At 67.6% G+C, this 17289-nt stretch carries 15 protein-coding genes; 1 reads left to right on the plus strand and 14 read right to left on the minus strand.

What is annotated here, in order from left to right; translation table 11 throughout:
- Positions 1 to 25: 25 nt before the first annotated feature.
- From G9E11_RS04315 to hisI, 10 genes are all read right to left on the minus strand, one after another.
- The gene (locus tag G9E11_RS04315) at positions 26 to 1483 is read right to left on the minus strand and encodes a glutamate synthase subunit beta (RefSeq protein WP_190603181.1); all 1458 of its coding nucleotides are present in this window, start codon (positions 1481 to 1483) and stop codon (positions 26 to 28) included.
- On the minus strand, positions 1476 to 6092 hold the full coding sequence (gltB, locus tag G9E11_RS04320) for a glutamate synthase large subunit (protein ID WP_190603183.1): 4617 nt from the start codon (positions 6090 to 6092) through the stop codon (positions 1476 to 1478). The genes G9E11_RS04315 and gltB overlap by 8 nt, the downstream gene beginning before the upstream one ends.
- Positions 6093 to 6358: 266 nt before the next feature.
- Complete coding sequence (gene lgt, locus G9E11_RS04325) at positions 6359 to 7621, minus strand: prolipoprotein diacylglyceryl transferase (RefSeq protein WP_190603185.1); 1263 nt, start codon at positions 7619 to 7621, stop codon at positions 6359 to 6361.
- 7 nt (positions 7622 to 7628) lie between these two features.
- Complete coding sequence (trpA, locus tag G9E11_RS04330) at positions 7629 to 8432, minus strand: tryptophan synthase subunit alpha (protein WP_190603188.1); 804 nt, start codon at positions 8430 to 8432, stop codon at positions 7629 to 7631.
- A complete protein-coding gene (gene trpB, locus G9E11_RS04335; protein ID WP_190603190.1) occupies positions 8429 to 9754 on the minus strand; it encodes a tryptophan synthase subunit beta in 1326 nt (441 codons plus the stop codon). The genes trpA and trpB overlap by 4 nt, the downstream gene beginning before the upstream one ends.
- A 94-nt stretch (positions 9755 to 9848) precedes the next feature.
- Positions 9849 to 10667, minus strand: a complete 819-nt coding sequence (trpC, locus tag G9E11_RS04340) for an indole-3-glycerol phosphate synthase TrpC (RefSeq protein WP_190603192.1) — start codon at positions 10665 to 10667, stop codon at positions 9849 to 9851.
- A gap of 2 nt (positions 10668 to 10669) precedes the next feature.
- Positions 10670 to 10951 carry an HGxxPAAW family protein gene (locus G9E11_RS04345; protein WP_190603194.1) on the minus strand — a complete coding sequence of 94 codons (282 nt, stop codon included), beginning with the start codon at positions 10949 to 10951 and terminating at the stop codon, positions 10670 to 10672.
- A gap of 97 nt (positions 10952 to 11048) precedes the next feature.
- The gene (locus G9E11_RS04350; protein WP_190603195.1) at positions 11049 to 11684 is read right to left on the minus strand and encodes a Trp biosynthesis-associated membrane protein; all 636 of its coding nucleotides are present in this window, start codon (positions 11682 to 11684) and stop codon (positions 11049 to 11051) included.
- Entirely contained in the window at positions 11684 to 13261 is a 1578-nt protein-coding gene (locus G9E11_RS04355; protein ID WP_190603197.1) for an anthranilate synthase component I, read from the minus strand. Before G9E11_RS04355 ends, G9E11_RS04350 begins: the two co-directional genes overlap by 1 nt.
- Before the next feature lie 90 nt (positions 13262 to 13351).
- The gene (gene hisI / locus G9E11_RS04360) at positions 13352 to 13795 is read right to left on the minus strand and encodes a phosphoribosyl-AMP cyclohydrolase (RefSeq protein WP_190603199.1); all 444 of its coding nucleotides are present in this window, start codon (positions 13793 to 13795) and stop codon (positions 13352 to 13354) included.
- A gap of 139 nt (positions 13796 to 13934) precedes the next feature.
- Between hisI and G9E11_RS04365 the strand changes: the two genes are divergently transcribed.
- Positions 13935 to 14579, plus strand: a complete 645-nt coding sequence (locus G9E11_RS04365) for a TIGR03085 family metal-binding protein (protein WP_190603201.1) — start codon at positions 13935 to 13937, stop codon at positions 14577 to 14579.
- Between the two features lie 92 nt (positions 14580 to 14671).
- On the opposite strand, the gene hisF is transcribed toward G9E11_RS04365, so the two are convergent.
- The 4 genes from hisF to ribH form a co-directional block, all read right to left on the minus strand.
- Positions 14672 to 15448, minus strand: coding sequence for an imidazole glycerol phosphate synthase subunit HisF (hisF, locus tag G9E11_RS04370; protein WP_190603203.1), 777 nt, complete (start codon positions 15446 to 15448; stop codon positions 14672 to 14674).
- A gap of 48 nt (positions 15449 to 15496) precedes the next feature.
- The gene (hisG, locus tag G9E11_RS04375; RefSeq protein WP_190603204.1) at positions 15497 to 16357 is read right to left on the minus strand and encodes an ATP phosphoribosyltransferase; all 861 of its coding nucleotides are present in this window, start codon (positions 16355 to 16357) and stop codon (positions 15497 to 15499) included.
- A 58-nt stretch (positions 16358 to 16415) separates the two neighbouring features.
- A complete protein-coding gene (locus G9E11_RS04380; protein ID WP_003801526.1) occupies positions 16416 to 16679 on the minus strand; it encodes a phosphoribosyl-ATP diphosphatase in 264 nt (87 codons plus the stop codon).
- Positions 16680 to 16801: 122 nt separating this feature from the next.
- Positions 16802 to 17284, minus strand: coding sequence for a 6,7-dimethyl-8-ribityllumazine synthase (gene ribH, locus G9E11_RS04385; RefSeq protein ID WP_102973087.1), 483 nt, complete (start codon positions 17282 to 17284; stop codon positions 16802 to 16804).
- Positions 17285 to 17289 lie beyond the last annotated feature (5 nt).

The following is a 17289-nucleotide window of genomic DNA, read 5'->3' on the forward strand; positions in this document are numbered from 1 at the left end:
CGGAGATGAATTCCCCGGATCGGCGCTACAGGACAGCTATGGCACGGTCCGTCGGAGCCACCGGCGCAGGAAGGATGGTGCTTCCCATCAGGTACTTGTCCACCGCAGCCGCGGCTGCACGGCCTTCGGCGATGGCCCACACGATCAGGGACTGGCCGCGGCCGGCGTCGCCTGCCACGAAGACACCCTCGGTGTTCGTCATGTAGTAGCCGTCGCGCGCCACGTTGCCGCGCCCGTCGAACTCGGCGTTGACCTGCTCGGTGATCCCGGCCGGTTCAGGTCCGGTGAAGCCGAGGGACAGGAACACGAGGTCGGCGGGGATGATCCGCTCGGTGCCGGCCTTGGGGAGGCGCTTGCCGTCCACGAATTCAGTCTCTGCAACCTTGACGCCGGTCAGCTTGCCGTCCTCGCCCACGAACTCAACAGTGGAGGCGAGGTACGTGCGCTCTCCGCCTTCCTCGTGGGCGCTGGCCACCTCGAAGAGGGTGGGGAACGTCGGCCACGGCTGGTGGCCGGCTCGCTCCAGCGGGGGCTGCTTGCCGATGGCCAGGGTGGTCACGGAGGCTGCCTGGTGGCGGTGCGCCGTGCCGATGCAGTCCGCACCGGTGTCGCCGCCGCCGAGGATGACCACGTGCTTGCCGCGGGCGTCGATGTGGTTCTCCGGGGACTCCCCTGCCACCACGCGATTGGAGGGAACCAGGTAATCCATGGCGAAGTGCACGCCGTCGAGGTCGCGGCCCGGGATGGGCAGGTCACGCGGCACCGTGGCGCCGGTGGCGATGACCACGGCGTCGTAGCGGCGGCGCAGCTGCTCCCAGGTGACGTCCGTACCGACGGCGACGCCGGTGCGGAAGCGGGTGCCTTCAGCCTTCATCTGCTCGAGCCGGCGGTCCACCTGCTCTTTTTCCATCTTGAAGTCGGGGATGCCGTAGCGCAGCAGGCCGCCGATCTTGTCGTCCCGTTCGTAGACGGCCACGGTGTGGCCCACGCGGGTCAGCTGCTGTGCAGCCGCCAGGCCGGCAGGGCCGGAACCGACGACGGCGACCGTCTTGCCGGTGAGCCGGTGCGGCGGCAGCGGGTTGACCCAGCCGTTGTCGAAGGCCTCATCGATGATGGACACCTCGACCTGCTTGATGGTCACGGCGGGCTGGTTGATGCCCAGCACGCAGGACGCCTCGCAGGGTGCGGGGCAGAGCCGGCCGGTCCATTCGGGGAAGTTGTTGGTGGCGTGCAGCCGCTCAATCGCTTCCTCGCCCTTGTCCCGCCACATGAGGTCGTTCCACTCGGGAATCAGGTTCCCCAGCGGGCAGCCCTGGTGGCAGAACGGCACGCCGCAGTCCATGCAGCGGCCGGCCTGGGCCTTCAGCGTGCCCTTCTCCTGGGCCTCGTAGACTTCCTTCCAGTCCATGATGCGGACGGGAACGGGACGGCGCGGCTGGGTTTCACGCTGGCGTACTTTCAGAAATCCGCGTGGGTCAGCCACCGGTCACCTCCAGGATTCGAGACCAAACTTCTTCGCCGTCGGGGTCAAGGCCCTCTTCGATGGCGTCAAGACGGGTTTGCAGCACTGCGGCGTAGTCGCGCGGCAGCACCTTGGTTATGCGGGCAGCGGTGTCGTCGAAGTTGTCGAGCAGACGCGCGGCCAGCTGGGATTCGGTTTCCTCCACGTGCTTGACCAGCAGGCCGTGGACAATGTCGCGGTCCTCGGCGTCCAGTTCAAGGAGCTGGAGTTCGCCGGACTCGAGGGCTTGCTTGTTCACCCGTTCAGTCCGCAGGTCCAGCACGTAGGCCGTACCGCCGGACATGCCGGCGCCGAAGTTGCGGCCGGTGCGGCCGATGATCAGCGTCTGCCCGCCGGTCATGTACTCGCAGCCGTGGTCGCCGATGCCTTCAACAACAGCGGTGGCGCCGGAGTTGCGGACCAGGAAGCGTTCGCCCACCTGGCCGCGCAAGAACAGCTCGCCGCTGGTTGCGCCGTAGCCGATCACATTGCCGGCAACGACGTTGCGTTCGGCCTGGAATACGTTGGTGCGGTCCGGGCGGACGATGATCCGGCCGCCGGAGAGCCCCTTGCCGACGTAGTCGTTGGAGTCGCCGTACAAGCGCAGCGTGATGCCGGCAGGCAGGAAAGCGCCCAGCGACTGCCCCGCGGTGCCGTTCAGCGTGATGTCAATCGTGTCAGTGGCCAGCACGTCCGTGCCGAACGTCTTGGTCACGACGTGGCCCAGCATGGTGCCCACCGAGCGGTCGGTGTTGATGACGTCCACCGTGATCTTCACCGGGGCACGGTCGGTTAGCGCCTCGGCAGCCATGGTGATGAGCCGCTGGTCGAAGTGCTTGTCCAGCTCGTGGTTTTGGCCCGTCAGGTTCCGCAGCGGGGCGTCGTCGTCGAACTCGAGGCCGTGCAGGATCGGATCCAGGTCCAGCCCTTCCGCCTTCCAGTGGCTGATGGCGTCCTGGGTGTCCAGCATTTCGGCGTGGCCGATCGCTTCCTCGATGCTCCGGAAGCCGAGCTCCGCGAGGATCTCGCGGACTTCCTCGGCCAGGAACTCGAAGAAGTTGACCACGAACTCCGGCTTGCCGCTGAAGCGGGCGCGCAGCTCGGGGTTCTGCGTGGCAACGCCCACCGGGCAGGTGTCCAGGTGGCAGACGCGCATCATGATGCAGCCTTCAACCACCAGCGGTGCCGTAGCGAAGCCGAATTCCTCGCCGCCGAGCAGCGCGGCGATGACGACGTCGCGGCCGGTCTTGAGCTGGCCGTCCACCTGTACCACCACGCGGTCGCGCAGGCCGTTGAGCATGAGCGTCTGCTGGGTCTCTGCGAGACCCAGTTCCCACGGCACACCGGCGTGCTTGAGCGAGTTCAGCGGCGAGGCGCCGGTTCCGCCGTCGTGCCCGGAAACAAGCACGACGTCGGCCTTGGCCTTGGTGACGCCGGCGGCAACTGTGCCGATGCCCACCTCGGAGACGAGCTTGACGTGCACCCGGGCCGAGGGGTTCGCGCGCTTCGCATCGTAGATGAGCTGCGCGAGGTCCTCGATCGAGTAGATGTCGTGGTGCGGGGGCGGGGAGATGAGTCCGACACCGGGGGTCGAGTGGCGCGTCCGGGCAACCCAGGGGTAGACCTTCTGGGCCATCAGCTGGCCGCCTTCGCCGGGCTTCGCACCCTGGGCCATCTTGATCTGGATGTCGTCCGCGTTGCTCAGGTAGAGGCTCGTGACGCCGAAGCGGCCCGAGGCAATCTGCTTGACGGCGGAACGGCGCTCGGGATCGAGCAGGCGGTCCACGTCCTCGCCGCCCTCACCGGTGTTGGACTTGCCGCCCAGCCGGTTCATGGCGATTGCGAGGGTCTCGTGGGCTTCCTTGGAGATGGAGCCGTAGCTCATGGCCCCCGTGGAGAAGCGCTTGACGATGCTGGAGACCGGCTCCACTTCCTCGAGCGGCACGGCGGGACGCGCGCCGTCCTTGAACTTGAGCAGACCGCGCAGGGTCATCAGGTTCTCGGACTGGTCGTCCACGCCCTTGGTGTAGGCCTTGAAGATGTCGTAGCGGCGCTCACGCGTGGCGTGCTGCAGCCGGAAGACCGTCTCCGGGTTGAAGAGGTGAGGCTCGCCGTCGCGGCGCCACTGGTACTCGCCGCCGCCCAGCAGGGGACGGTGCGGCTGTTCAATGCCGCCCTCGGGGTAGGCCATCTGGTGCCGCGCGGAAACCTCTGCCGCGATGACGTCCAGGCCTACGCCGCCCAGCTGGGAGTGCGTTCCGGCGAAGAATTCGTCCACCAGTTCCTGGCCCAGGCCAAGCGCTTCGAACGTCTGCGCGCCGGTGTAGGACGCTACGGTGGAGATGCCCATCTTGGACATGATCTTCAGGACACCCTTGCCGAGGCCCTTGATCAGGTTGTAGACGCCGTCCTGCGGGGTCACGCCCACCACGTCGCCTGCAGCGATGAGCTGCTCCACGGATTCCATGGCCAGGTACGGGTTCACAGCGGAGGCACCGTAGCCCACGAGCACTGCCACGTGGTGCGTCTCGCGGACGTCGCCGGCCTCGACCACCAGGGCGGTCTTGGTGCGGTTGGCGCTGCGCAGCAGGTGGTGGTGCACGGCGCTGACCAGCAGCAAGGACGGGATCGGGGCCCACTGCGCGTTGGAGTCGCGGTCCGACAGGACCACGTACTGTACGCCGCGGTTGATGGCACCGGAGACCTGCTCGCAGATTTCGGTGAGCCGGGCACGCAGCGCGTTCTCGCCACCCTCGGGGCGGTAGAGGCCGCGGACCTTCATGGCCACGCGGTTGCCCTCCGCGTCCTCGATGTTGGCGATCTTGGCGAGCTGGTCATTGTTGATCACCGGGAACGGCAGGGAGACCTGCGGCTGGCGCACCTGCTTGGTGTCCAGGAGGTTGCCGTTGGGACCGATGGCGCAGGTCAGGGAGGTGACCAGTTCTTCACGGATGGCGTCCAGCGGCGGGTTGGTGACCTGCGCGAAGGACTGCACGAAGTAGTCGAAGAGCAGGCGGGGGCGCTTGGACAGCACAGCCACCGGGGTGTCGGAGCCCATGGCGCCCAGCGGTTCGGCGCCGGTGCGGGCCATCGGGCCCAGCAGGATCTTGAGCTCTTCGGTGGTGTAGCCGAAGGTGCGCTGGCGGATGTTCACGGACGCGGCGGTGTGCACCACGTGCTCGCGTTCCGGCAGCTCGTTGAGGTCGATCAGGTTGTCCTTGACCCACTCGGCCCAGGGGTTCGCCGCAGCGACCTCGGCCTTGACCTCGTCATCGCCGATGATCCGGCCGGCCTCGGTGTCCACCAGGAACATCTTGCCGGGCGAGACGCGGCCCTTCTTGACCACCTTGGAGGGTTCGACGTCGATCACGCCCACCTCGGAGGCGAAGACGACCAGGCCGTCCTCGGTGATCCAGTAGCGGCCGGGGCGCAGGCCATTGCGGTCCAGCGTGGCACCCACGAGGGCGCCGTCGGTGAACGACACGGCGGCGGGGCCGTCCCACGGCTCCATCAGGAGGGAGTGGTACTCGTAGAACGCCTTGCGTGCCGGATCCATCGTGGCGTGGTTTTCCCAGGCCTCGGGGATCATCATCATGATCGCGTGGGTGATGGGGCGGCCGGACAGCCACAGCAGCTCGGCCACTTCATCGAAGGAAGCGGAGTCGGATGCACCCGGGGTGCAGATCGGGAACAGCTCTTCCGGCGAGTCGCCCAGCAGCGGGTTGGCGAGCTGGGACTGGCGGGCGCGCATCCAGTTCCGGTTGCCCTTGACGGTGTTGATTTCACCATTGTGGGCGATGGTGCGGAACGGCTGGGCCAGCGGCCAGGACGGGAAGGTGTTGGTGGAGAACCGCGAGTGGACGATCGCCAGCTTGGTCTTGAAGCGCTTGTCCGACAGGTCCGGGTAGAACGGTTCCAGCTGGGCCGTCGTCAGCATGCCCTTGTAGACGATGGTCCGCGAGGACAGCGACGGGAAGTAAACACCGAACTTGTTCTGGGCGCGCTTGCGGATGCGCCAGGCGCGGCCGTCCAGGTCGTTGCGGTCCAGCTGCTCGCCGGTTGCCGAGGCGAAGAACGGCTGGGAGAAGTACGGCATGCAGGCGCGCGCCATGGCACCGACAAGATCTGCGACGACGGGAACCTCGCGCCAGCCAAGGACCGTCAGGCCCTCGTCAGCGGCCAGGCCCTCGATGCCGGCCTTGGCGGCGTCGGCCTCGCGCTGCTCAGCGGGCAGGAAGGCGGTGCCCACCACGTACTGGCCGGGGGCCGGAAGTTCGAATTCGGTGACGGCACGGAAGAACTCGTCCGGTACCTGCATCAGGAGGCCGGCACCATCACCCGTGCCCTCATCTGCGCCGACGGCACCGCGGTGCTCGAGGTTGCGCAGGGCCGTCAGGGCGGCGTCGACAATGTCGTAGCCGGGCTCGCCGCGCAGGGTGGCGATAATCGCAAGACCGCAGGCGTCCTTCTCCTGCTCCGGGTTGTAGAGCCCGGCTGCCTCGGGGAGCGCCGCGAACCGCTTGAACGGCGACATGGCGGCGTCCGGCTGGTTCGGTCCGGACCAGCTGGGGCTTGAAAGAGTTTGGGTCATGGGAGACGTCCTTCCTCCTGATCGTGCGTATGGAAGGGACAACGTTGGCCCCACTCGGAGCGCCACTGTGATGGGCGCAACAAAGTGTTAATGCTTACTGGAAATTGTAGGGCAGGCACACGTGCTGAACTAACAGTTACGCAGGCTTCCGCCCCGGGCTTGACCGGTCAGCAGCTCTATGCTGACCGGAATGTGCCTCTGCCACGACGCTGTGGGTGTCGGGCGCTCTGAGCGGTAACTCTCTGCTGCCCTGGTACCGGTGCCTTCTAGCGTGAGCTGTCGGCCTCCGGTGCGGTCCCGGTGTCTGTGCCACCGGACTTTCCGGTGTTCCGCGGCTCCGCGGCGGCTGGGGTTCCGCCGGTGGATGCCGGGACTGCTTCCGTTTGGGCAGAAGTTAGCCCGGAACCGTTTCGGTTATCAGGGAGACTACCACGCGATTCACTATCTGAGACAACAGGGTCCATATCACGGACCGGATTACCGGTCACATTCGGAGTGGAGCCGGAGTCCTTCGACCCGTCCCCTACCACTGACGAACCGGCGACTTTTGCGCTGGCCGGCGTTCCGCCGTCGGACTTGGCAGCCGCAGCGGGGGCTGGCTCCCGGCCCGGCAGGTAGACACTGTCCGCGTTGCCGTCCTTGCGCCGGCCCAGCCAGATGAACACGGCCAGCGCGGCGAGGAACACGAAGATGCTGGTCCAGACGTTCAGCCGGGTGGTGATCCCGAACAGGCTGATCTGCTCGGCGTCATCGATCCGCATGGCCTCGATCCAGACCCGGCCCAGCGTGTAGTACATGGCATACAGCCAGAAGAGCCGGCCGCGGCGGAAGTGGAACCGGCGGTCCAGGGCCAGCAGGATCAGCACGCCCGCGATGTTCCAGAGGGATTCATAAAGGAACGTGGGGTGGAACAGGGTGTCCGCCGGGTAACCCGCCGGGAAATTGGCGTTGTCCGCATCCACCTGGAGTCCCCACGGCAGCGTGGTGGGGCCGCCGAACAACTCCTGGTTGAAGTAGTTTCCCCACCGGCCGAGGGCCTGCGCCAGGAGAAGCCCCGGAGCCGCGGCATCGAGGAACGCCGTGAGCTTGACCCCTGCACGGCGGCAGCCGATCCAGGCACCGAAGGCACCCAGCACCACGGCGCCCCAGATTCCAAGGCCGCCGCGCTGGATCTGCGGGATCAGGGACAGGTCCCCGGTGCCGTCGAAGCCCGGACCGAAGTACGCGTCCGGGGACGAGAACACGTGGTAGAGCCGGCCCCCGATGATCCCGAAGGGGATGGCCCAGATGGCGATGTCCCAGACGCTGCCTTCGGGCGCTCGGCGCCTGGCCCAGCGGACCGACGTCAGCCAGAGGCCGACGACGATGCCCGCCAGGATGCACAGGGCGTAGGCATGGATGCGGAGCGATCCCCACGGCAGCGGAATATCAAACCCGGACCAGTCCGGGCTCGGGATGCTTGCGGGCACCATACCGGCTGAAAGCAGGCCAGACTGTACCAGCGCGGCTGCGGTGAGGAGCGTCTGCATTGTTGCGTTACTTCCTGGTCAGTCCGGTACAGAGGTCTTTGGTGAGCTGCGCAACGGCGTCCACGCCGCCGTCGCGCACGGCCGCAACGAGCGCCGAGCCGACGATCACGCCGTCCGCGTAGGCAGCGATTTCCGCGACCTGCTCAGCGGTGGAAACGCCGAGGCCCACGCACACGCGTTCGGCACCGGCGGCCTTGGCCGCGGCCACGACGTCCTCGGCCGCCGAGCTCACCGACGAGCGGGCGCCGGTGACGCCCATGATGGAGACCGCGTAGACGAATCCGCGGCTCGCGTCCACAGTCCGGCGCATGCGCTCGGGGGTGGAGGAGGGCGCCACCAGGAAGACACGGTCCAGGCCGTATTTCTCCGACGCGTCCATCCACTCGGCTGCCTCGTCCGGGATCAGGTCCGGGGTGATGAGCCCGGCTCCCCCGGCCTCGGCCAGGCGCCGCGAGAACTCGTCCACGCCCATGCGGACCACGGGGTTCCAGTACGTCATGACCAGGACAGCAGCGTCCGTCTGGCTGGTGATGCCGGCGACGACGTCAAAGACCTGGCGGACGGAGAACCCCTTGGCCAGGGCCTCGGTGGTGGCTGCCTGAATGACCGGGCCGTCCATGACGGGGTCGGAGTACGGAATGCCGACTTCGATCAGGTCGGCGCCGTTGCGGGCCAGGGCGATGCCGGCGGCGATGGTCTCCTCGACGCTGGGGTACCCGGCGGGCAGGTAGCCGATCAGGGCCGCGCGGCCTTCCGCGCGGGCCTTGTCGATAGCGATGGCCGACTTGCTGGTGATGTCCGCTGTAGTCACAGCTGCTCCCCTTCCTTGCCGATGACTGCCTCGGCCGAGTCCTTGTCCAGGAGATCGAACCATTCCGCGGCGGTGGCCACGTCCTTGTCTCCCCTGCCGGACAGGTTCACCACCACGATCTTGTCCGACGCGCCGGCGGTGCCGGCCTCGGCTGCCAGCCGCTGGCCAACCTTGATGGCGCCGGCGAGGGCGTGTGAGGACTCGATCGCGGGGATGATGCCCTCGGTGCGGCACAGGAGCTTGAAGGCTTCCATGGCTTCGCTGTCCGTGATGGGCTCGTAGCTGACGCGTCCGATATCGGCTAGGTAGGAGTGCTCCGGTCCGACGCCGGGGTAGTCGAGTCCCGCGGAAATGGAGTGCGACTCGATGGTCTGGCCGTCGTCGTCCTGCATCAGGTAGGACCGGGCGCCGTGCAGCACGCCGGGCCGGCCGAGCGTGATGGTGGCCGCGTGGCGGCCGGTCTCGACGCCGTCGCCGCCGGCCTCGAAGCCGTAGATCTTCACGGAGGGGTCATCGAGGAAGCCGTGGAAGATGCCGATCGCGTTGGACCCGCCGCCGATGCAGGCGCAGACGGCGTCCGGAAGCCGGCCGGCCTGCTCCAGGATCTGGGCGCGGGCCTCTTCGCCGATGACTTCGTGGAAGTAGCGGACCAGGGCCGGGAACGGGTGGGCGCCCGCTGCCGTGCCCAGCAGGTAGTGGGTGTTGCCGACGTTGGCTACCCAGTCCCGGAGGGCTTCGTTGATGGCGTCCTTGAGGGTCTGCGAGCCGTTGGTGACGGGGATGACCGTGGCGCCCAGGAGTTCCATCCGTGCCACGTTCAGCGCCTGCCGGCGGCAGTCTTCGGCGCCCATGTAGACGACGCATTCCAGGCCCAGCAGGGCGGCAGCAGTGGCGCTGGCCACGCCGTGCTGGCCGGCGCCGGTCTCGGCGATGACGCGGGTCTTGCCCATCCGCTTGGCAAGGAGCGCCTGGCCCAGCACGTTGTTGATCTTGTGGGAGCCGGTGTGGTTCAGGTCCTCGCGCTTGAGGAAGATCCGAACGCCGCCGGCGTGCTCCGCAAAGCGCTTTGCCTCGGTCAGCAGTGAGGGCCGGCCGGAGTAGTTCTTGTTCAGGTCCGCGATCTGCGCGATGAACTCGGGATCGGCCTTGGCCTTCTCGAACGTGTCCTCGAGTTCGTCCAGGGCGGCGATCAGTGACTCAGGCATCCAGCGGCCGCCGTAGGCGCCGAAGTAGGGTCCCGGGGCGTGGCGCAGCGAGGTGCCTCCCTCCAGGAATGCATCCACCGTGCCCTCGTCAGAGCCGGCTGTTGGCGCGTCGGCCATCAGTCTCACCATCCTGTTCACTTTTTCTTATTGATGTCAGGCACCATCTGCCCGCATGTCGTGCGGACGGATGGCGCCACGGTTGGGTGGGAGCTCAGGCCCGGGCGGCGATGGCCGCGGCCCCGGCCGCCGTGAACTCCGCAATGCGTTCACGCGGGGTGGCGTCGCTGACGAGCGCCTCCCCCACCAGGATGGCGTTGGCACCGTGCGCCGCGTAGTGCGCGACGTCGTCGGCGTTCCGAACGCCCGACTCCGCCACCACCACGGCGCCGGCCGGAATGCTGCCGGCGAGTGAGGCGAAAAGGGAGCGGTCGACGTCGAGCGTCTTGAGGTTGCGCACGTTGACGCCGATGATCCGGGCGTCGGCGGCCACGGCGCGCTCGACTTCCTCCGGCGTGTGCGTTTCCACCAGCACGTTCATGCCGAGCTCGCGGCTCAAGCTGCTGAATTCACGCAGCTGCTGGTCGGACAGGGCCGCCACGATCAGGAGGATGAGGTCCGCGCCGTGGGCGCGGGCTTCCCAAATCTGGTACTCGTCCAGGGTGAAGTCCTTGCGCAGCAGCGGGACGTCCACCCGGGCGCGCACGGCATCCAGGTCAGCCAGCGAACCGCTGAAACGGCGCTGCTCGGTGAGCACGCTGATCACCGCGGCTCCGCCGTCGGCGTACTGCACGGCCAGCGACGCGGGGTCCGCGATGCTGGCGAGGTCGCCCTTGGAGGGGCTGCGGCGCTTGATCTCGGCGATGACCTTGAGCTCGCCGCGGTCCGCGGACGTGCCGCCGAGGGCAGCCCAGGCGTCCCGGGCGGGAGCCGCCGCCAAGGCGCGCTCCTTCACCTCTGCGAGGGACACGAGGCGCATCCGGGCCTCCATGTCCTCCCTGACACCGGCGTTGATGTCGTCGAGAACCGTCACGGTTAGTGGCTGTTCTTGATCTTGCTGCCGCCCACGCCGTAGCCGGCCTTGCGCATAATGAAGCCTGCCAGCAGGCCCAGGACCATGACGGCGATGCCGGCCCAGAAGATCGGGGAGTTGGCAATGACGAACGCGATGGAGGCGATGAGGGCGCCGATGAGCATGACGATCACGCAGGTCCAGGCGGCCGGGCTATTGCCGTGGCCCAGGTCGATGCTGTGGTCGATGCCGTGGTGCTCCTTGGGGGCAGCGGGCTTGGTACCGGAAACAGTGGCTTTGCTCATGTGAATCTCCTCAGGATCAATACTGCTTACATTCTGCCATTTTTTGCCGCGGCCTTCGGCATCGCGCCCGGGGCGCGTGGCTGCGTGACCCGCCGGCTCAGGTGGGGTCGTCGCCCCGGGAGAGCCTGTCCCAGCTGTCGATCTCGTCCACCGGGCCGCTCTGGTCCGCTGCGGGACCCGCCGCGGCGGCGTCGTACTTGGTGCGGGACTTCCAGTACCGCCCGGCCGGAACCACCAGCAGGCCGCCGGCGGCCAGCAGGGAACCTGCGATGACGGCCAGCACCGGGAAGGCACTCACGCTCACGTCCGCGCTGCCACCCGAAACGCCGGTGGCCGCGGCGATGGATCCCTGGGCTGCGGCCAGCGGATCAGCGAGGACAGTGGCTGCAGCAGCGATGATGCCAACCGCCGCCAGCACGATGATGGCCGTGGTGACCCAGCGGGCGATCCTTCCGGCGATGGAGGCCGCGAGCCCGCCCGCCAGTGCGACGAGGGCCAGGGCCGTGACCGTGGTGGCGGCTTTGCTGCCCTGGACCTGGAGGCCGCCTTCGCTTCCGGCGGCCTGGCCCAGCTGCTGGGGGTCGAGATGGACCGTCAGCCAGGTCTGCGTGGTGGTGCCGAAGACCGCCAGCGCCAGGGCCGCGATCAGCAGCACCACCGTGGACTTGCGGGCCCAGCCCGGAACCGCGCCGCGCGCTTTGGCCGGGGTGGCGCGTCCTGCGGGTACCGCCATCAGGAGTTTGCCTCGGTTACGGAATCGGGGGCGCTGACGGAATCAGAAGTGATGTTGTGCAGCGAGCCGGCTGTGTGCACAGCCCTCAGCGGGGCCGCCGCCTTGTTGACGGTTTCCTGTGCCTCGGCCGGGTTGCTTGAATCTGCAACGATGCCGCCGCCGGCCTGGACGTAGGCGCGTCCCTCGCGCAGCAGCGCAGAGCGGATGGCGATGGCCATGTCCATGTCGCCGGCGAAGTCCAGGTAGCCCACGACTCCCCCGTAGATGCCGCGCCGGTGGGGCTCGATTTCATCCAGGAGTCGCAGGGCCCGGGGCTTCGGAGCGCCCGAGAGGGTTCCGGCCGGGAAGGTGGCCTTCAGGACGTCATAGGCCTTGGCCGTGGGAGCCAGGCGTCCGACGACGGTGGAGACCAGGTGCATGATGTGGCTGAACCGCTCCACCTCCATGAACTGCGTGACGTCCACGGAACCCGCCACGCAGACCTTCGACAGGTCGTTCCGGGACAGGTCCACCAGCATGAGGTGCTCCGCCCGTTCCTTCTGGTCCGCGAGGAGCTCCTCGGCCATCGCTTTGTCCGCGTCCACGGTCTTGCCGCGCGGCCGGGAGCCTGCAATCGGGTGGGTGATGACGTCCTCGCCGGTGACGGTCACCAGCGCCTCCGGCGACGAGCCGACGATCGAATACTGGCGGCCGTCGGCGTCCTCGAGGCTGAAGATGTACATATACGGGCTCGGGTTGGTGTTGCGCAGCACCCGGTAGACGTCCAGCGGCGACGCCCCGCACTCCATCTCGAAGCGGCGGGAGATGACCACCTGGAAGACCTCGCCGTCCACGATCGCTTCCTTGCCACGGTCGAGGGCGGCGAGGTAGTCGGGCTCGTGCCAGCGCTCCTGGACGCTGGCGGCAAAATCGAGGGCCGCCGGCTCCAGCACGGACACCGGCTGGACCACCGGGGTGCTGATGCGTGCCAGCAGTTGCTTCACGCGGGCGACGGCGTCATGCCAGGCCTCGTCCACGCGATCGGAGCTGTTGTCGAAGTTGATGGCGTTGGCGATCAGCAGCACAGTGCCGTCCATGTTGTCGTGGACGGCCATGTCCGTGACGAGGTTCAGGGCCAGCTCGGGAAGCTGCAGGTCATCCTCGGGCGGGCTGGTCAGCCTTTCCCAGTGGCGGACCGTCTCCCAGCCCAGGAATCCCACCAGCCCGGAGGTGAACGGCGGGAGCCCGTCGAAGCGGTCGGTGCGCAGCGCCTCGATGGTGTCGCGGATGGCATCAACAGGGTTTCCGTCCACGGGGACGCCGGCCGGCGGCTCGCCCAGCCAGTGCGCCTGCCCGTCCTTGGTGGTCAGCGTGGCCCGGGACCGGGAACCAATGAAGGAGTAGCGCGACCAGGCGCCGCCGACGGCCGCCGACTCCATGAGGAACGTTCCCGGCTGGCCCTGCGCCAGTTTCCGGTACAGCCCGATCGGCGTTTCGGCATCCGCCAGCACCTTCAGCCGGACAGGGATGACGCGGCTGTGGGCGGCGAGTTCCCGGAATTCTTCGAGGCCAGGGCTGATGATTCCGAGGTCCTGCATCGCTATTGGTTCTCCGTCTGTTCTTGGTGGTGCCTGTTGAGTGTAGGGCCGTTGGGTGGAGGTGCCTGCTGGGTGGACGAGCTTCGGCCGCTAGCTGGCCGAACCTGCCACAACGTCGAAGGCCCGGCCGTCGAAGCACGTCCGTGTACCGGTGTGGCATGCAGCGCCCACCTGGTCCACCCGCACGAGGAGGGCATCGCCGTCGCAGTCCAGGGCCACCGACTTGACCCACTGCACGTGGCCGGACGTGTCACCCTTGCGCCAATACTCCTGGCGGGAGCGCGAGTAGAACGTCACGCGACCGGTGGTCATGGTCCGGTTCAGGGCCTCGTCGTCCATCCAGCCCAGCATGAGGACCTCGTTGGTGTCGAACTGCTGCACGATGGCAGCCACAAGTCCGGCACCGTCGCGCTTGAGCGCCGAGGCAATCCCGGCCGGAAGGGGGCTTCCGGGCAGGAGGCTATCGCCGGCGTCGGACGAAGGGGCACCGGCTGTAGGGGCGGGGGCGGGGCTGGGGGCGGGCTGCTCAGACATCACGTCAAGTCTAGTGCCCCCGCCGGGACGCTGGCACGAGGGCCGTCTGTCACCCGCCCGCCCCTGTGAACGACGGCACAAATTCACCTGGATCAACAGACTGCGCAACTCTCGCGGGGACGTGCTAGTTTTCCAAGTGATGCATTTCGTCGATCCGTCCCGAGAAGTTCTGGCCGAGACCCTGCTGGCGGCCGGTCCTGACTCCCCCACGCTCTGCAAGGGCTGGCAAACCAGGGACCTCGCAGCTCACCTGTACCTGCGGGAGCGGAAAGCTGCCGTCGGGCTGGGCCTGGTCATCAAGAGCCTGTCCAAGGCCTCGGACAAGGCAACCGCCCGCCTGGCCGGAAAGCTCCGGACCGCCGACGAGTATGCCAAGCTCGTGAACTCCTTCCGCGCCGGACCGCCCGCGCTCTCGCCCATGAAGATCAAGGCGCTGGATGAGAGCTCCAACCTGATCGAATACTTCGTCCACACGGAGGACATCCGGCGCGCCGTTGACCGCTGGGCCCCCCGCGCCCTCGACGCGGAATACTCGGACGCACTGTGGGATGAGCTCGTCAAGCGGGCAGCCATCCTCTACCGCGGCGTGGACCTCGGCATCGTCCTGGTCAGCCCCTCGGGCCCCAGGCACGTCGCCAAGCGCGCACCTGTGTCCGTGGCTATCGTGGGTGAACCCGGCGAACTGCTGATGCACGCCCACGGCCGCACCCGCCATGCGCTGGTGACCTTCGAAGGCCAGCCGGACGCCGTCGCCCTCCTCCAGGCAGCCGAAGTAGGGCTGTAACAAAGCAACGCGGGGTGGTCCCCTATCGCCCAATAACCTCGGGTTTTTGGGCGATAAGTGACCCCGCGTTGCTTTTCAGAGCCAGGGGAGGATCAGCGGACCTCGAAGCCGGCGTCGCGGATTGCGGCCTTGACCTGGGACATCATGTCGTCCGGGCCCCAGTGGAAAATCGAGGCGGCCAGCACTGCGTCCGCGCCCGCCTGGACGGCAGGAGCGAAGTGGGCCGGTTCCCCGGCGCCGCCCGAAGCGATGATCGGAACCTTGACTGCTGACCGGACCAGCCGGATGAGCTCGAGGTCGAAGCCGTCCTTGGTGCCGTCGGCGTCGATGGAGTTCAGCAGGATCTCACCGACCCCGCGGTCCGCCGCTTCCTTGGCCCAGGCAACGGCGTCAATTCCGGTGCCCTGCCGGCCACCGTGGGTGGTCACTTCAAAGCCCGACGGCGTGGGCTGGGATCCGGGGCGGACGCGCCGGGCGTCCACGGACAGCACCAGCACCTGGGACCCGAAGTGCCGGGTGATTTCGTCGATGACGTCGGGGCGGGCCACGGCGGCGGTGTTGATGGAGGCCTTGTCGGCTCCGAAGCGCAGCAGCTTGTCCACCTCGGCAACGCCGCGGACGCCGCCGCCGACGGTGAGCGGTATGAACACTTCCTCGGCGGTGCGGCGGACGACGTCGAACGTGGTCTCCCGGTTGCCGGAGGACGCGGTCACGTCCAGGAAGGTGAGTTCGTCAGCGCCGGCGTTGTCGTAACGGTGCGCCAGTTCCACCGGGTCCCCCGCGTCGCGAAGGCCTTCGAAATTGATGCCCTTGACCACGCGGCCGGCATCAACGTCCAGGCAGGGGATAACGCGGACGGCTACAGCCATGACTTCTCCTGTTGTACTGCTGGGGTGTGCTGTCTGAGGAAAACCGGGTCAGATCCGGCAGGCGTGGATGCTGCTGACCAGGATGGCACGGGCGCCGAGGTCGTACAGCTCGTCCATGATCCGGTTGGTTTCCTTCTTGGGCACCATGGAGCGGACGGCCACCCACTCGGAATCGCGCAGCGGCGAGACGGTGGGTGATTCCAGGCCGGGCGTGAGCCCGGCGGCCTGCTCCACGAGCTCCTTGCGGATGTCGTAGTCCATGAGCACGTACTGCCGCGCCACCAGCACACCCTGCAGGCGGCGGATCAGGACCTCGATCTCCTTGGCTGTGCCGTTGGCGGCCCCGCCGTCGCCGGTGCGGCGGATGAGGACGGCCTCGGACTTCAGGATCGGATCCCCGAAAATTTCCATGCCGGCGGCCTTGAGGGTGTTGCCCGTTTCCACGACGTCGGCGATGGCATCCGCGACGCCAAGACGCACGGAGGATTCCACGGCGCCGTCCAGCCGGACCACCTTCGCCTTGATGCCCCGCTCCGCCAGGTAATCGCGCAGGAGCCCGTCGTAGCTGGTGGCAAGCCGCTTGCCTTCGAGTTCATCTACCGCGCGGAAATCACCGATCGGCCCGGCGAACCGGAACGTTGAGGCGGCGAAGCCCAGCGGAAGCAGTTCCTCAGCCTCCACCTGCGCGTCCAGCAGGAGGTCGCGGCCGGTGATCCCGACGTCGAGCGTTCCCTGCCCGACGTAAACGGCGATGTCCCGGGGGCGGAGGAAGAAGAACTCGATGTCGTTGTCGGGGTCCACCATGACCAGCTCGCGGCTGTCACGGCGCTGGCGGTAGCCCGCCTCGGACAGCATCGCGGAGGCGGCTTCGGACAGGGATCCCTTGTTGGGTACGGCTACACGCAGCATTAGGAGGTCTTTCTGGTTTGGAAGTTTGTGTCAGGCAAGCGGGGCCACGCAGAGGCGGCTAGAGATGCTTGTAGACGTCTTCCAGGCTGAGTCCCTTGGCTAGCATCAGGACCTGCAGGTGGTACAGGAGCTGCGAGATCTCCTCGGCGGCGGCTTCGTCGGATTCGTACTCGGCTGCCATCCAGACTTCGGCCGCTTCCTCCACGACTTTCTTGCCGATGCCGTGGATTCCCGACTCCAGTTCAGCGACGGTGCGGGAGCCCTCGGGGCGGGTCGCTGCCTTCTCGCTCAGTTCTGCGAACAGCGTCTCGAAATTCTTCACGCCCTCCAGCCTACTTGCTCGGGGCGGGGGCCCGCCTGTCGGGCAGTTCCATAACGGCGGGGATGTGAGCGATGACACACGCCCGCATCCCCGCACCTGCCCCGGAACCGGGGAAATACTTTCTAGTAGTTCTTGAGCAACAGCGCCGTGGACAGTGCGGCCGTGACGGCCTCATGCCCCTTGTCCTCGGAGGATCCGGGCAGTCCTGCCCGGTCCAGCCCCTGCTCTTCGGTGTCGCAGGTGAGCACCCCGAACCCCACCGGCACGCCGGTGTTGACGCTCACGTCGGTGAGTCCCGACGTCGCGGCCTGGCAGACGTAGTCAAAATGCGGCGTACCGCCGCGGATGACGACGCCGAGGGCGACGACGGCGTCGAAGTGCGGTGCCAGCCGCGCGGCAGCGACCGGAAGCTCAAAGCTGCCCGGTACGCGCAGCACCGTCGGCTCGTTGATGCCGGCGTCCTTGGCAGCCCGCAGGGCGCCGTCCAGGAGGCCATCCATGATCTGCGTGTGCCAGCTTGCCGCCACGATTGCCAGCTTCAACTGCGAGGTTTCAGCGGGGTCGAGGGTGGTCAGGTCAATCTGGGGTGCGCCGTGTCCGCTCATAAAGT

Origin of the sequence: Arthrobacter ipis, assembly GCF_014694315.1 — a bacterium.
Classification (GTDB): domain Bacteria; phylum Actinomycetota; class Actinomycetes; order Actinomycetales; family Micrococcaceae; genus Arthrobacter; species Arthrobacter ipis.

Bases quoted from the DNA above. Each gene is read 5' to 3' on its own strand.
- gltB (WP_190603183.1), bottom strand. From the start codon at position 6,092: ATGACCCAAACTCTTTCAAGCCCCAGCTGGTCCGGACCGAACCAGCCG.
- lgt (WP_190603185.1), bottom strand. From the start codon at position 7,621: ATGCAGACGCTCCTCACCGCAGCCGCGCTGGTACAGTCTGGCCTGCTT.
- trpB (WP_190603190.1), bottom strand. From the start codon at position 9,754: ATGGCCGACGCGCCAACAGCCGGCTCTGACGAGGGCACGGTGGATGCA.
- G9E11_RS04345 (WP_190603194.1), bottom strand. From the start codon at position 10,951: ATGAGCAAAGCCACTGTTTCCGGTACCAAGCCCGCTGCCCCCAAGGAG.
- G9E11_RS04350 (WP_190603195.1), bottom strand. From the start codon at position 11,684: ATGGCGGTACCCGCAGGACGCGCCACCCCGGCCAAAGCGCGCGGCGCG.
- G9E11_RS04355 (WP_190603197.1), bottom strand. From the start codon at position 13,261: ATGCAGGACCTCGGAATCATCAGCCCTGGCCTCGAAGAATTCCGGGAA.
- hisI (WP_190603199.1), bottom strand. From the start codon at position 13,795: ATGTCTGAGCAGCCCGCCCCCAGCCCCGCCCCCGCCCCTACAGCCGGT.
- G9E11_RS04365 (WP_190603201.1), top strand. From the start codon at position 13,935: ATGCATTTCGTCGATCCGTCCCGAGAAGTTCTGGCCGAGACCCTGCTG.
- hisF (WP_190603203.1), bottom strand. From the start codon at position 15,448: ATGGCTGTAGCCGTCCGCGTTATCCCCTGCCTGGACGTTGATGCCGGC.
- hisG (WP_190603204.1), bottom strand. From the start codon at position 16,357: ATGCTGCGTGTAGCCGTACCCAACAAGGGATCCCTGTCCGAAGCCGCC.
- ribH (WP_102973087.1), bottom strand. From the start codon at position 17,284: ATGAGCGGACACGGCGCACCCCAGATTGACCTGACCACCCTCGACCCC.